The organism is Streptomyces sp. NBC_00154 (genome assembly GCF_026342835.1).
GTDB lineage: Bacteria > Actinomycetota > Actinomycetes > Streptomycetales > Streptomycetaceae > Streptomyces.
The window spans coordinates 7359217-7373070 of sequence record NZ_JAPEMI010000001.1; the positions used below are offsets into that span (position 1 = coordinate 7359217).

The following is a 13854-nucleotide window of genomic DNA, read 5'->3' on the forward strand; positions in this document are numbered from 1 at the left end:
CCCTAGAGGCGCCCTTCCGCCTGCCGTCCTGCAGGCTGTGGGCGACCGCAGCGGTCCTCCTCGAGGACCCAAAGCACGCCTCAACGCGACACCATCTGCTGGATCGCGGAGGCACATCACCCGAGGTGGTTCCGCCGGAACGAGACACGACCTGTGAGGGACACAGTGTCTGCGGTGCACCAGCGGCCACATTGCCGGGTTGTGCTCCAGCCCCGCATATCGGGCGGCCGAATGATGGGCTTTCAGCCAAGCCGTTTGGAGGGCCAGGGCGCAACGCGATGGCGTGTGCACGGCAGAGCCCTGCTCCGAACTGACCGGGATTGCAGGCCGGTCGGCCCTCTTCGTGCGAGTGTGTTTTCGAAGCCCTGGCGGTCTAACCTCGGCTGATGACCTTGGAATGGGAACGGGTAGTTGTTCACTCGGTAGATCCGGTGGCCTTGGGGCAGTGGTGGGCCGAGGCTCTTGGGTGGGTCGTGGTCCACTCCTCTGATGAGGAGTTCGAGATCCGCCCGGAACCGGATCGCCTGCCGGGCTTGGACTTCGTCCGGCTTGACGAGAGCAAGAAGGTCAAGAGCCGACTGCATCTCGATTTCAGGCCTGATGACCAGGACGCCGAGGTGGCTCGTCTGGTGGCGCATGGCGCAGAGCGTGTTGATATTGGCCAGGGTGATCAATTGTGGGTTGTATTGGCCGACCCCGAAGGTAACGAGTTCTGTGTCCTTGGCCAACGGCGTCAGTAACTGAGCGTTCGGTGCGTTTCGCTCTGAGCTCCGTAGTCACCTTGGTAGTCGCAGTTCGTCGAGCTTGGTCGCGCCGCGGTGACCAGAACGAGTCGTCCGAGCCGGAAGGTGATGGCTCGTCTCATGTCATGGTGCGGGGCCTGCAGACCTGGTGAGCGTGGTCGTGCGCTCTCTGCCGCCGCAGCCTGCTCGTTGCGCTCGCGCAGCACCACGGTCGCGGGTGAGATGACTCGTCGGCTTGATCATGGCGTGAGGCCTGTGTAAATCGCGGGCCCCACGGTCACTCCGCGCCCCGCGCCAGTTGGTCACTGAGCCCTTCAGGCGGCCACCTCGAACGGGATGGCGGGACAGAGCGCGCGAAGTGGCTGTGACCGCGTTTTCGTACGTCGGTCACAGGCTCGTGACGAGGTCGTCGAGCGGGGCGGGGACCTGTCCGGGGTCGAGGGATTCCACCAGGAGACGGCCATAGCGGATCTTGCGGCCCTTCTTCGTGCCGAGGAAGCGTCGCAACTGCTGCTGCCGAGGCCGACCGCGCTGTGCAGGCTGGCGCAGGAAGGTCCGCCAGGCCCGCAGGTCGCCCTCGGCCCGGATGATCTCCTCGACCCGCGCCGTGCCCAGCGCGCGGATGAGTTCCTCCTCCAGGTCCGCCACGCACACGAAGAAACCCCGGTGCGGCGCCCGGGCCCGCTGCAGGCCGCGGTCGTAGAAGCGTTGCTCGCCCTCGTCGCACAGTCCCCTCAGACGCAGGCCAAGACCGGGTGGCCCGAGAAGACCGGCGTAGCGGCCGATACTCATCGCCCCGCCCATCGGCACGACGCACACCCCTTCGGCGGTCAGGTCCCGGCCACGCCGTGCGGCCAGCGCCTCGACGGCCGCGAGGTCGCTCGGTCCTTCCAGCAGCACCGCCGTTCGCAGCCCCAGTTGCACAGCCAGGTCACTCGCCGGTTCGCCGGCGCCGCCGACCGCCCAGCGGCTGACAGCGTCCCGAAATGCCTGCATGTCCGCCATGGAGCGAGTCTGCACTTCCACCGACCTGCAAGACACTGAATATTCGACTGGGGGGCGGGACAGGTCGGTAGGTCTCGGGTATTTGCGTGCGCGTCGAGCGGCTCTGCCGCATCATCCGTGGGTGATCGATATGCAGCCCGTCCTTGAGGTTTGTGCTCCTGGGGCTTTCGGCCTGTGGCCGGTTGCCGAGGTCGAGCCTTACGGTTTCCTTCCACTCGGCGGAGCGCTCGTCCCGGCCGAGGTCGGCGCCGCTGTGATGGTCATTGCTGCCTGCAATGACATCGATCCCGGTGACGACCGCCCGCCGCGCCCAGCCGACCCGCTGGAGGGCTTCCTGCACGGCCTGGGCCGGCTTCGGGCACGATCCCTCACCGATCGCCGAACGTATCGGCGACACCGTCCGTCCGACCGCCGAAGCAGACGAGAGCCTACTGATCGAGTTGCCCGTCGCCGAGCTCCGCCGACTACTTGAAGGCGCGGAACGTGATCTGACCGACTTCCTTCACCTTGCCGCGGCCTGGACTGTCAGGTACTTGCCTGATCGGGCGCTCGACGTTTCCAGCGCGCTTGCCCGAACCTTGGACTTGTCCATCTCAATGGTTTGTATCGAGCCGTAGGTGGTCGGGGGGCGGGCAGGGGAGCAGGCTGGAGGTACCGATGGCCCGGGCGGCCGGGCCGGGAAGCGAGGCTCCCGATGAGTAGGCTCGAAGAACAGGTCAACGTCGATGTGCCGGCGCAGGAGGTCTGGGCGCAGCTGCACCGCATCGATGAATACCCGATGTTCATGGAGGGTGTGAAGAGTGCCGCTGCGCAGGGCGGCAGCCGAGCCCATCTCGACGTGCGGATCGGGGACGACGAGCGGGCTTTCGAGACTCGCATCGCCGATCGCGGCAAGGGCCAGGTGATGGACTGGACGGTGGACAGCCCGGAGCTGAAACTCGCCTTCGCCGTGAACCCGCTGGACGACAAGCACACCCAGCTGCAAGTCCGGCTGGAGTATGACCCGGACACCGTGCGGGCGACTTTCGGCGGCCCGAAGGGATTTGCCCAGGTCCATGCGATCGAGGAGACAGTCCGGACCGACCTGGAGAAGTTCAAGGACCTGCTGGAGCGCCAGCACTGATCCCGACGTGCTGGTCGTGCGCGGGTAGGGACCTGACAGCGTCCGGCACGGCCGTCAAGGGCAGGTTGCCGAGGAGCACGCCCGCGTCTTGCGGGTGCGTGGTGCGGTAGGCCGGGGCCTTCCTTCGCCTGCAGGGTGACACGGCGGCGCGGGGGCTCGCCGCTGGTGCGCAGCGCCGGCCCCCGAACGCGCCGGTCCGGGGTGCGCTGGAGGGTCTCGAGGGTCACCCCGTGGCAAGCGGGGTGCGCAGCTCGGGGTCTACCTGCGGGTGGGCGGGATGGCTGGACCGTTCGGCGAGTCGATCGCCGAACGGTTCGCAGTACTGGCCGACCTTCGCGCGGAGGGGCTGATCCGGCATCTGGGTGTGAGTAATGTCGACGCCGTCCAGTTCGCCGAGGCCCGCGCGATCGCACCCGTCACGGCGGTACAGAACCAGTACACCGGTGACATGGGACTGCTCGCGAAATGCGAGGAAGCGGGTATCGCGTACGTGCCGTACTTCCCGCTCGGCGGTGGCGGCAGCCCACTCGACGCCGAACGGCTCGGCAAGGTCGCAGCCCGCCTGGGCGCGACCATCGCGCAGGTCGCGATCGCCTCGCTGCTCGCGACCTCGCCGTCGGTGCTGGCGATTCCGGGCACCGGTTCTCTCGATCACCTGGAGGAGAACCTCGCGGCGAACGATCTCGGTCTCAGTGACGAGGACCTCTCTGACCTGCGAGGCTAACGGGTCGGCCACGTCCCACCGGCCTGAGGCCGACGCGCCCTGCGGCCGACTGGTTCGCCCGGGATTGGACCGCTGGGGCTTCGATATCGGCCGGCCGATCCGCTGGGCGGCTCATGCCTTCGCCCCTGGGGGCACATACGCAGGAGCAGGTCGGCCACGGTGATCATTACCAACAGCATGAGGCTGGTGAAGACCACAAACGACGAGCGGTAGCCGGCGACCAAGGAATCGTGCACCGCGCCGGTGAACGCCGCAGCCACGGTGGCCGGGACTGCCGGCCCGACGGCTGCGCCGATCCGTGGGGTGCCCTGTCCAGGTCGCGCGGGCTGCAGCAGGGGTTCGACGGGCTTCTGCTGATCCGCGGCACCCACGTCATGCTATCTGGCGTATTGTCCGGTTATGGGTGATGTGTGGTGGGGTTGGTGCGGTGCCCACCTGCCGAGATCGAGTCCTGGCCGTCATCACTGCGGGGCGGTGCATCGGCAGGAGGCGGGGCGTGCCCGACGCCGGTGGCGAGTGAGGGTGCCGGTCATGGCTGCAGCAGGAGCGGATCTACAGGGGCAGGCTGTGACGCGGAGTGCGGGGGAGGGGCTCGACCGGGGAGGGGCTTCGTCTTGTTGCAGCGCCTCGGTGGCGGAGGTCCCGGAGCTGTCCGGGCAGCTGGTGCGTCTCGCGGCGGTGGCTGACCAGTGGGCCGGGGCGAGCTGGGCGCAGATCGGGGCGGGTCATGGCATCAGTGCCGAGGCGGCGCGTAGGCGGTCTGGGTTTCGTGCCCAGGCAATGGTGACGGTGCGCGGCAGGGGGTGGTGAGAGCGGTGCATCGGGACGATGCGCGGCCTGTGGCGAGCGCGGGACCTCTCACCGGGCTCTTTGGCCGTCTGGTGCGGGAGACCGACGCGTCGGTGGGCATGCTCTACGTCCTGCCGCCGGGGGAACGGGGCCTTCAGCTCGCGGCGCTGTCCGGCTTGTCCCGCCGGATTGCCGCTCCCTGGGTGCGGGTGGGGATGGACGATCCGGCGCCGGTGGCGGAGGCCGTACGCGAACGGCGTCTGGTGTGGGTGAACAGCTCGACAGAGCTGGCCCGGCGCTTTCCCCGGATCGGGCTCGTGGCGCCGTACGACATCCTCCTGGCGGCCGCGCCCCTCACGCGGGAGGCCTCCGTGTGGGGCGCTGTCTGCCTGGTATGGCCGGTCTGGCATCCGCCGCAGCTGGATGCCGGTGAGCGCGAGAGGATTACTGATTTCTGCCGCCGGGCGGGCCGGCTGCTGGACCAGGCGGCCAGCCGCGGTCACCCGTTGTTGTCCGGTGCCGAGCCGCTGGTGCTGACGCCGGCCCGCTTGCGCACCCCGGATCCGGCCGAAGCGATGGCCGCGTACGACTTCGCCGAACGTCTCCCGACCGGATACTGCTCGCTGGACCTGGACGGCAAGATCACCTTCCTCAACAGTGCCGCTGCCGACCTCCTGGGTGCCGGGACCGCCGACTTGCTGGGTGCCCGCCCTTGGGAGCGGCTGCGGTGGCTGGGCGATCCCATCTTCGAGGACTGCTACCGGACCGCGGTGATCAGCCGAAGGCCCACCACGTTCACCGCGTTGCGGCCACCGGACCGATGGCTGTCTTTCCAGCTGCAGCCCGGAGCCACCGGGATCAGTGTCCGGATCACACCAGCCGCAGAGGCGGAAGCCAAACACGCCAAGGCGGAACCGGGACCTACGCCGGGCCCGATGGGGGCATCGACTCTTTATCACCTGATGCATCTGGCGGCGTCCTTGACCGAGGCCGTAGGCGTCCAAGATGTCGTTGACCAGGTCGCCGACCAACTTGTCCCTGCCTTCGAAGCCCGAGGGCTGGCCTTGATGACGGCCGAGGACGGCCGTCTGCACATCGTTGGATACCGCGGGTACAGTGCCGAGTTCATGGCTCGCCTCGACGGTCAGCCTGTGACGTCTCGTACCCCGGCCGCGCGGGCCCTGACCACGGCGACTGCGAGCTTCTTCACCAGCTTCACCGATTTCCAGCGCGCCTACCCCGATGCTCCCCGCTACGGCGACCGGGACGCCTGGGCCTTCCTCCCCTTGATTGCCTCCGGCCGACCCGTCGGGCTGCTGGTCCTGTCCTACGACCGCCCTCGTTCGTTCCCTCCGGCTGAACGTACGGTCCTCACCTCGCTGGCCGGACTCATCGCACAAGCCCTGGACCGCGCCCGCCTCTACGACGCCAAGCACCAGCTCGCCCGTGCACTGCAGATCGGTCTGCTTCCTCAGGAACTGCCCCGAGTCCCCGGCCTTGACGTCGCCGTTCGCTACCTGCCCGCCGGTCACGGCGCGGACATCGGCGGCGACTTCTACGACGTCATCCGCTGCGGTCCCGCATGTGCCGCTGTCGCCATCGGCGACGTCCAGGGCCATAACGTCCAGGCCGCGGCTCTCATGGGACAAGTCCGCACTGTCGTCCACGCCCACGCCGCCACCCACACCTCCCCCAGCAAGGTCCTTGCTCGCATCAACCGCCTCTTGGCAGACCTCAACCCGGACCTCTTCACCAGCTGCCTGTACGCCCATCTCGACCTGGCCCGCCACAGTGCCTGCCTGGTCACTGCCGGACACCCGCCACCTCTGCTCCGCCACCCCGACAGACACACCGAGATCCTGCGCATGCCTCCTGGGCTCCTGCTCGGCGTCACCTCAGAAGGCGACTTCCCAGTTACCGAGATCCCCCTGCCGCCGGGAACCGTCCTGGTCCTGTACACCGACGGACTCGTCGAAGTCCCCGGATACGACATCGACCACATCACCGCCGATCTCGCGTGCCACCTCGACGAAGCCGACGACCAGAGCGCGGACGACCTCGCCGACGCCCTGCTGGACCTCGCCATGCAGACCGTCCCCGGCACCGACGACATCGCCCTTCTTCTGATCCGCGTCACGCAGTGACAGTCGGAGCTGCATCCAGCCACCGATTCGGGCCGAGCATCTTGGGGAGATCCCGCCAGGTCGAGCAGGTGCGGTATGTCAATGCGATGGTTTCGAGAGCCCGTTGCTGTCGGAGCACCGTCGCCCACGAACCTGATGGCCGGCATCAACGGATCGATCCGGTCGCCCATCGCATCAGTGATCAGCAGCTGCTGAACCAGTTCGTAAACTCCCGCCTCACCTGCGCCGATTCGGGATACGATCCCGATCTCGAACGAATCCCGGGGGGGACAATGACCACCGAAGTGCCGCCACCACCGCTGGAATGCCCGGCGTACGCACCATGCCGCCCGCGCCTGCAGCACTGCCCGCCGAGCGGCAGGTGGACCCCGCAATCGCAGGTCTCGTAGGCCTGGTCGTAGGGGGCAGGCAGCGTCGGGGCTGCCTGGGCCATCATGGCCGGTACTGGCGACGACCAACCGGCCACGTTCTCACTCACCGGCGCATTCGCCCTCGCTGACGGAGTCGTTCGCACCGACGACACCGGCTGCAAGGGAACCCGGAGCTACGACGACAGCGCCGAGGTGTCGACGATCACGTATTTCCCCGGCCGGTTGGTCACGTAATTCCCCAGCTTGTCGGTGGTGAAGTGTCGGGTGCGAGGGGCCATCGTCGACTGGTTGGTGGCCTCTGGCAGACTCCGCAAAATGGGAATTTTCAAGCGGGCCAAGAAAGCGGAGAGTGCTGGTCAGGCCGGAGAGAGAGCCGACTTGAGCACGTTGCTGCTGCAGGGTGAGGACATGATCGACCAGCTGGGTCGTGCGCACATGTCTTGGGGGCTGGGATCTGCGGATCGCTGGGATCTCGATCAGACGACCGGCATCATCACCTGGACGTTCCCCGATAAGACGGCGACGGCACCGGCGCAGATCCTCGGCAGCTTCAGCCACACCTCGGGCTCATGGCTGTGGTCCTGGGCCAACACGAGCATCCTCCCCGAGATGAGCCGCGACGCTGGCATCTTCCGGGACTGGGCGGAAGCTCACGGGCATCCCCACCTCGCCCAGCCGAAGATCGAAGTTGATGAGAAGGCTGCTTCGTCACTCGTGGCCTTGGCCGTTCGGGTCACCAAAGCGATCGGCTATTACAAGGGCCCGGGGAACAACTCCGCCGTGATCATCACGTTCGGTCCGGTCACTCTGACCGCCGCAGACGGCAGTGTTTCCACCTTCAACATCAATATCAACTAGCCTGGCCATGCCCGACGCCTGGGCTCTTCAGGGCCCAGGCGCGACCCGCTGACTCTGCGGCCTGTCCTCTTATGAGGGTGCCGTTCCGTTTTTGTCGCCGGGGTTTCGCGGCCGCTTGTTGGGGCGGTAGCTGGGGCCGTTCATGATGATCTGGTGGCTGGCGTTGATCAGCCGGTCCAGGAGCGACTCGGCGACAACCGGGTTGGGAAAGAGCGGATACCAGTCGCTGGGAGCCCTGTTGCTGGTGATGATCAAGGATCGGCCTTGCCGCTCGGAGACGAGTTCGTAGAGGTCATCGGCCTGGGAAGCGGACAGCTGGCGCATCGCGAAGTCGTCGAGGATGAGCACGTCGGGACGGATGAGGTCGCGCATGCGCTTGTCCCAGGTGCGGTCCGCGTGGCCGCCCGCGAGTTCGCCCAGGATCCGGCTGGTCTTGGCGAAGCGGACGTTGGCGCCCTGCCGGATGGCTTGGTGACCGAGAGCTTGCGCGACGTGTGTCTTCCCGACGCCGACGGGTCCGAACAAAATTACGGACTCGCCGGAGTGGAGCCAGCGCAAGGCCGCGAGGTCACGGATCTGGGCGGCGGGCAGCTTCGGAGAAGCGTGGAAGTCGAAGCCCTCCAAGGTGACTTGTTGCTCGAACCTGGCCCGGCGCAGGCGCCGTTCGAGGGCGACGGTTTCACGGCGGGTGATCTCGTCCTGGCAGAGGACCTGGAGGAAGTCCAGGTGGCCGAGTTCGCCGCCCTGGGCCTGAGTGAGACGGGCGTCGAGCGTCTCGAGCATCCCCGAAAGTCGCAGAGTCTTGAGCGACTCGCGCAGGGCGGTGGTCATCACGCTCATCGGGTGGCCTCCTCGGCATCGCCGTGGCCCTGGTCGTCGTGAAGTTCGACTGGCCTCTGGGCGGGGATGTCGGCGGCAAACAGTCCCTCGGGTCCGTGCAGGAAGGCCGCGGCCCCTGCGTCGCCGGTGTCCGGCTCGGGGTCGGTCTCGGTGCCGGCGACCAGGATCCCCTTGACCGTGCGGTAGGACGGGTCCCCGACGGCGGTCGCCTTCCTGCAGGCGGCCTCCAGCCGTGTGTCGCCGTACTTCTTCCGCAGGCCGAGGACCCCTTGGGCGGCCCGGAGCCGGTAGAGCGCGTTGACCTCCAACAGCTGGTCGATCACCTCCCGGCAGGAATCGCCGACCTGCGAGGCTTGGCCGCGGCACCAGATCGGCGTCCGCATCTGGAAAGCGATCTTCTCGGGCGGGTAGTCGCCTCTGTCGGTGCGTTTCCCCTGCTCCAGGGCGGCGTGCGTCTTGACCAGCTCGCCCTCGTGGAAGATCTGCACCATCGTGGCGGTGGAGCGGACGTCGACGCGCCGCCCGACGAGCTTCCAGGGTACCGAATACAAGGTGCGGCCAACCTTGACGTGAATGTCCGGACCGACCGCGGCCTTCGACCATCTGGCCAGCACGAACGGCTCGGGCGGCAGCGGCAGCAGGGCTTCGGCTTCCACCGCCTCGAAGACCGCCAGCGGTTTCGCCCCGCCCAGCGGCCGGCACTGCCGCTGACCAGCTACGTTCCTACTCCAGAGGAGGGCCTCGGCCTGCATGTGCTCCAGCGAGGTGAACTGGCGCCCGCTCCAGAACGAATCACGAACATAGGGCATCGGCCGCTCCACTCTGGGCTTGTCTTTTGGATGAATAGCCCTCGCTGGATCGACCAACGCGCCGTAATACGTGGCGAGTTCGGCGTACGACTTGTTGATTTGCGGGTCGTAGAGGTCGGGCTTGTCCACTCCGGTCTTGAGGTTGTCCGGCACCAGACGCCGCGGGACGCCGCCGAAGAAGCGGAAGGCTTCCACGTGCGAGACGGTCCACGAGTGCTGATCCATGTTCAGCACGGGGCGTACGAACATGTGCCGCGAGGTGGGCAGCACCAACACAAACGCCCAAATCCGGTGCCGCTTACCGGTAGTTGGGTTGAACCACTGCCCCAGGAAGCCGTAGTCGATCTGGGCCTCCGAGCCCGGCTCGACGTCGTCTCGTAGCACCGTGACCTTGGCGCGGGCCGTCTCGTCGGGCAGGTTCTCGGTTGCCCAGCGACGGAACGTCGACAGCGACACCTTCAACTTGCCTTCGTCCCACAGCCGTTGACGGATCGTGGTGACTGTCGTGGTCCTCAGCAGGTCCTTGACGTACTCGCGGTGCGGCTCGATCTCTCCCCACCTGACTTGGTTCAGCTTCCGGCTGGCGAGCTCCGGGAACCAGCTCTTGAGCAGCTTGGCCCAGTCTGTCTCGCTCATCGGCGGCCCGCCCGGGGTGATCCCGGCCGCCTCCGCCGGCGCCAAGTACTTTCGGATCGTCTTGCGGTCCACCCCCAGCGAGGCGGACACCTGACTCTTGGACCGGCCCGCGTACCAGTGCACGTAGATCTCGACGATATCGACCACGGTGAATGTTCTCCTTGCCATCCGGTGTGCCCGTTGACCTCTCGGCTCGCAGGTCAAGGGACCGCGACGACTCCGAGAGGACAGGACCCTCAACCCGGACACCGGCATGCCCATGGGGAACCCGACCGATTCGCAAGGAAGATCCAACAGCAGCTCAAACCACCCGATACGGGGAACATCAGGCTGGTTCGAGCATGGTCAGCGGCACCGTCACTGGTCAGCGCCCCAGTGGGGAACCGTGACCGCGAGGGTGGGGAATTACCTGACGCTGATCATGCAGATCGCGGGGAAAATTCTGACCGCTCACACCGAGGGAACCTGCGTCACCGTCCACGACGCCGCTGGGGGAGTAGCGACCACCGGCAACCTTGGCTCCTCCAAGTATGCGGAGGGGTGCTGCATCTTCAAGGTCGCCGTCGACGACGTCCCGAAGGGCGAGAAGCTCTATCAGGTCGAGGTGGCGCACCGGGGGAAGGCCCAGCTCGGCGGTATGGAAGCCGAGGACGGCAAGCTCGCCACCACGCTCGCCCAGACCTCACCGCACGACTGGGTCCCGGACCTCATGGCCCAGGGACCCAACCGCGGCCGCCGCCATCTGCCGCGCTGCCGCTGACGAGAGGATGACCCCATGAGTTGGCACACCGAGCCCTGCGGCGAGAGCGGTTGCATCTGCTACTGCTTGAGGGCCGCCCACTCGTGCGGCTGCGACTGCGGCCACGGTGGCGAGTGCGACTGCCGCGACTGCCTCGAAGAGGACGAGTAACCCATCACCGTATGGCAGGGCCCCGGACCTCGTGGTCCGGGGCCTGCGGAATTGGTCGCGTTCACACTCGTACTCAGAGTGAGAACACGATGGTGGCACGCCGCTTTCGTGTCAGCGTCAAGTTCCTGACCGACCTGTGCTACCTGCCTGACTGGACATCTCCGACAGTGGACGAGGAGATGGGATCGCGGTGTGCGAAATCCCCTGGCGGAATGCCGGGATGGTGTTCGCTGCGCGCCTCGGGGACGGCGGGCGCGGGACCAAGGGTGATCCGGGAGACGATGCGGTAGCGGTCGCCGCGGTAGAGCGAGTGGACGTATTCGACGGGGCGCCCTCTGGTGTCGGTGGTGAGCCGCTCGAAGAGCAGTGCGGGGGAGAGTTCGGGCACACCGAGCAGAGCGGCCTCTGCCTGCGTGACGACCGTGGGCTCGATGGCTTGGACCGCCTCATGGACATGCACCTGGTGATGATCCCTCAGGTGCTCGTAGAGGTCGCCGGCCTCCAGTTCCTGCTCCGACAGATCGGGTACGAGCTCTGCCGGGATATGCAGATGCTCGATGGCAATGGGGGTGCCACGCCACCTCTGGCGCGGAGCGATGCTCGATGTGGCCCGTCACTTCCAGCCGGTCTCCTTCGTACGCCGCTACGTGGACCTGCTGGCCTTCCACAAGCTCAACGTCCTGCAGCTGCACCTCACCGACGACCAGGGCTGGCGAATGCCGGTCTCTGCCTACCCTGAACTCACCGAGATCGGTGGCCACCGGGCCCAGTCGATGGTCGGCCCCTCGGGCAGCGGGGTGTACGACGGGACGCCGCACGGCGGCAGTTACACCCGACGTGAGCTCAGCGAACTCGTCGCGTACGCCGCCTCGCGGGGCGTCACGATCGTGCCCGAGATCGGGATGCCCGGACATGCCCGCGCGGCCATCGCCGCCTATCCCGAGCTGGGCAACCGCCCCGAACGGCGCCTGGGTGTATGGACCGAATGGGGCGTGTGCGACACCACCCTCGGCGTCCACGACCTGGTCCTGGACTTCTGCCGCACCGTCCTCGAAGAGGTCATGGACGTCTTCCCCGCATCACATATCCATGTCGGCGGCGACGAGTGCCCCACCGTCGAGTGGGCGGCCTCCGCGGACGCACACCGCAGGGTTGAGGACGAGGGACTGGCGGGCCCCGAGGCACTGCACGGCTGGTTCATGGGCCGCATCGGGAATTTCTTACGGGCCACGGCCGGCGCCCCATGGGCTGGGCCGAGACCGGCACCGAACTGCCGCCCGAGTTCACCGTGACGACCTGGCGCGACCCGTCCCACGGCCTTGCCGCGGCTCGGCGCGGCCAGCAGGTCGTGATGGCCCACTACCGCTCCACCTACCTCGACTACGCCCAGTCCGAACCACCCGCCCAGCCCGGCGCCGTCGTCGACCTGAAGTCCGTGCACACCTACCGCCCCGCCCCGGCCGACTGGGAGGACGAGGCCGCAGCACAGGTGCTCGGTACGCAAGCCCAGTTGTGGACCGAGTTCGCCACCACCCCCGCCCACCTCGAATACCTCAGCTTCCCCCGGCTGTGCGCCCTGGCCGACCGCGCCTGGTCGGACGAGCCCGGCTGGGCGGACTTCCTCGCCCGGATGCGGCTGCACGAAAGCCGCCTGGACGCGCTCGGCGTCCGGTACCGCCCCCTGTAGGTCCCGCGCGAGAACCCCCGCAACCCCCCATGAAGGAGAACACCGTAGTGACAACAAGAGCGAAGAGCCGGATGCACACCGTCTTGGCAGCCGCCACGGCGTTAGGGTGCGTATCGAGTCGTGATCAATCTGCGGGATTCGCCCTCGCGGCGGTGCCTGGACCGGTAGATGTTCTTGCATGACGCGAGTGCAACTGGCGGACACGGATTGGGAGTTCATCGAGCCGTACCTGCCCATCGGCGAGTACGGCCCGTATCCCGAGCGGCTTCGGCAGCAGTTCGAGGGCGTGATCTGGCGGTTCAAGACGGGCGGGCAGTGGCGGGAGATGCCGAAGGAGTTCGGTGCCTGGTCGACCGTCCACAACCGCTTCCGGCAGTGGCGTGACGCGGGGGTCTTCGAGGCCCTGCTGGAGGGCCTGATCGCGGAAGCCGCGAAGCGGGGCGAGGTAGACCTGTCCCTGGTCAGCGTCGACTCCACCACCGCGCGGGCTCACCACGACGCTGCCGGGATGCATCTGGAACAGGACGTCGTCGCCGCGCTGGAGAAGGCCGCCGCCGAGGAGGAGAAGGCCAGATCAAAGGGGGCGGCCTCGAAGAACAAACCGGGCCGGACACAGAATCCGATCCCGAGCGGGAAGAGCGACGACGCATCCGGCGTCGCCGAAAACTCCGACTGAAGGCCGCCCTCCTCGGACGCTCCAGAGGTGGGCAGACCAGCAAGGTCCACCTTGCCGCCGACCGCAAGTGCCGCCCGCTGGCGTTCGTCCTGACCGCGGGACAGGCCGCCGACAGCCCGCAGTTCATCCCCGTGCTGGGGAAGATACGGGTCCGCGGGCCCGTCGGCCGCCCCCGCACCCGGCCGGACGCGGTCGCCGGGGACAAGGCCTACTCGTCCCGCGGTAACCGGGCCCACCTGCGGAAACGCCACATCAAGGCAGTCATCCCGGAGAAGAAGGACCAGGCCGCCAATCGGACGAAGAAGGGCAGCAGGGGCGGCCGGCCCGTCAGTCACGACGCGGACCTCTACAAAGAGCGGAACACCGTCGAACGCCTGATCAACAAGCTCAAGGCCTGGCGAGGCATCGCCACCCGCTACGACAAGACACCGGACAGCTACCTCGCCGGCCTCCACCTGCGCGCCTCGATGATCTGGATCAAAGACCTCACCCGGACCACCCATTGATCACGACTCGATACGCGCCCTAGTACTGCAACG

General features: G+C 67.3%; 10 protein-coding genes and 4 pseudogenes. 9 read left to right on the plus strand and 5 right to left on the minus strand.

All coding sequences use genetic code 11. The features are described 5' to 3' along the window. Positions 1-386: 386 nt before the first annotated feature. Positions 387-740, plus strand: a complete 354-nt coding sequence (locus tag OHA03_RS33010; RefSeq protein ID WP_267007344.1) for a VOC family protein — start codon at positions 387-389, stop codon at positions 738-740. 390 nt (positions 741-1130) lie between these two features. On the opposite strand, the gene OHA03_RS33015 is transcribed toward OHA03_RS33010, so the two are convergent. Beyond that, complete coding sequence (locus tag OHA03_RS33015) at positions 1131-1748, minus strand: TOPRIM nucleotidyl transferase/hydrolase domain-containing protein (RefSeq protein WP_267007345.1); 618 nt, start codon at positions 1746-1748, stop codon at positions 1131-1133. A gap of 275 nt (positions 1749-2023) precedes the next feature. Between OHA03_RS33015 and OHA03_RS33020 the strand changes: the two genes are divergently transcribed. From OHA03_RS33020 to OHA03_RS33035, 4 genes and pseudogenes are all read left to right on the plus strand, one after another. Further along, positions 2024-2365, plus strand: coding sequence for a hypothetical protein (locus OHA03_RS33020; RefSeq protein ID WP_323181288.1), 342 nt, complete (start codon positions 2024-2026; stop codon positions 2363-2365). 77 nt (positions 2366-2442) lie between these two features. Then, positions 2443-2871 (plus strand): SRPBCC family protein, encoded by a 429-nt coding sequence (locus OHA03_RS33025; RefSeq protein ID WP_267007346.1) that lies wholly within the window; start codon positions 2443-2445, stop codon positions 2869-2871. A gap of 256 nt (positions 2872-3127) precedes the next feature. Further along, positions 3128-3595, plus strand: a pseudogene (locus OHA03_RS33030) (aldo/keto reductase); the annotation flags it as partial. 839 nt (positions 3596-4434) lie between these two features. Further along, complete coding sequence (locus tag OHA03_RS33035; RefSeq protein WP_267007347.1) at positions 4435-6528, plus strand: SpoIIE family protein phosphatase; 2094 nt, start codon at positions 4435-4437, stop codon at positions 6526-6528. Between the two features lie 544 nt (positions 6529-7072). Here the strand turns inward: OHA03_RS33035 and OHA03_RS33040 are convergent. Next, on the minus strand, positions 7073-7213 hold the full coding sequence (locus OHA03_RS33040) for a hypothetical protein (protein ID WP_267007348.1): 141 nt from the start codon (positions 7211-7213) through the stop codon (positions 7073-7075). A 1-nt stretch (position 7214) separates the two neighbouring features. Here OHA03_RS33040 and OHA03_RS33045 point away from each other — a divergent pair, with 1 nt between their 5' ends. After that, positions 7215-7757: a DUF6882 domain-containing protein gene (locus OHA03_RS33045; RefSeq protein ID WP_267007349.1), complete on the plus strand. Its 543-nt coding sequence runs from the start codon at positions 7215-7217 to the stop codon at positions 7755-7757. A 69-nt stretch (positions 7758-7826) separates the two neighbouring features. On the opposite strand, the gene istB is transcribed toward OHA03_RS33045, so the two are convergent. Both istB and istA read right to left on the minus strand, forming a co-directional pair. Further along, entirely contained in the window at positions 7827-8597 is a 771-nt protein-coding gene (gene istB, locus OHA03_RS33050; protein ID WP_267007350.1) for an IS21-like element helper ATPase IstB, read from the minus strand. Beyond that, on the minus strand, positions 8594-10189 hold the full coding sequence (istA, locus tag OHA03_RS33055; RefSeq protein ID WP_267007351.1) for an IS21 family transposase: 1596 nt from the start codon (positions 10187-10189) through the stop codon (positions 8594-8596). The genes istB and istA overlap by 4 nt, the downstream gene beginning before the upstream one ends. Positions 10190-10427: 238 nt before the next feature. Between istA and OHA03_RS33060 the strand changes: the two genes are divergently transcribed. Beyond that, positions 10428-10802: a hypothetical protein gene (locus tag OHA03_RS33060; protein WP_267007352.1), complete on the plus strand. Its 375-nt coding sequence runs from the start codon at positions 10428-10430 to the stop codon at positions 10800-10802. A gap of 289 nt (positions 10803-11091) precedes the next feature. On the opposite strand, the pseudogene OHA03_RS33065 reads toward OHA03_RS33060, so the two are convergent. Beyond that, positions 11092-11526, minus strand: a pseudogene (locus tag OHA03_RS33065) (GntR family transcriptional regulator); the annotation flags it as partial. Between OHA03_RS33065 and OHA03_RS33070 the strand changes: the two are divergent. Together OHA03_RS33070 and OHA03_RS33075 are read left to right on the plus strand one after the other, a co-directional pair. Continuing rightward, a pseudogene (locus tag OHA03_RS33070) lies at positions 11522-12763 on the plus strand (beta-N-acetylhexosaminidase); the annotation flags it as partial. The pseudogenes OHA03_RS33065 and OHA03_RS33070 overlap by 5 nt on opposite strands. 54 nt (positions 12764-12817) lie before the next feature. Then, positions 12818-13821: pseudogene (locus OHA03_RS33075) on the plus strand (IS5 family transposase). The last annotated feature ends 33 nt before the right edge of the window (positions 13822-13854 follow it).

Bases quoted from the DNA above. Each gene is read 5' to 3' on its own strand.
- OHA03_RS33045 (WP_267007349.1), top strand. From the start codon at position 7,215: ATGGGAATTTTCAAGCGGGCCAAGAAAGCGGAGAGTGCTGGTCAGGCC.
- OHA03_RS33025 (WP_267007346.1), top strand. From the start codon at position 2,443: ATGAGTAGGCTCGAAGAACAGGTCAACGTCGATGTGCCGGCGCAGGAG.
- OHA03_RS33010 (WP_267007344.1), top strand. From the start codon at position 387: ATGACCTTGGAATGGGAACGGGTAGTTGTTCACTCGGTAGATCCGGTG.
- istB (WP_267007350.1), bottom strand. From the start codon at position 8,597: ATGAGCGTGATGACCACCGCCCTGCGCGAGTCGCTCAAGACTCTGCGA.
- OHA03_RS33020 (WP_323181288.1), top strand. From the start codon at position 2,024: ATGACATCGATCCCGGTGACGACCGCCCGCCGCGCCCAGCCGACCCGC.
- OHA03_RS33015 (WP_267007345.1), bottom strand. From the start codon at position 1,748: ATGGCGGACATGCAGGCATTTCGGGACGCTGTCAGCCGCTGGGCGGTC.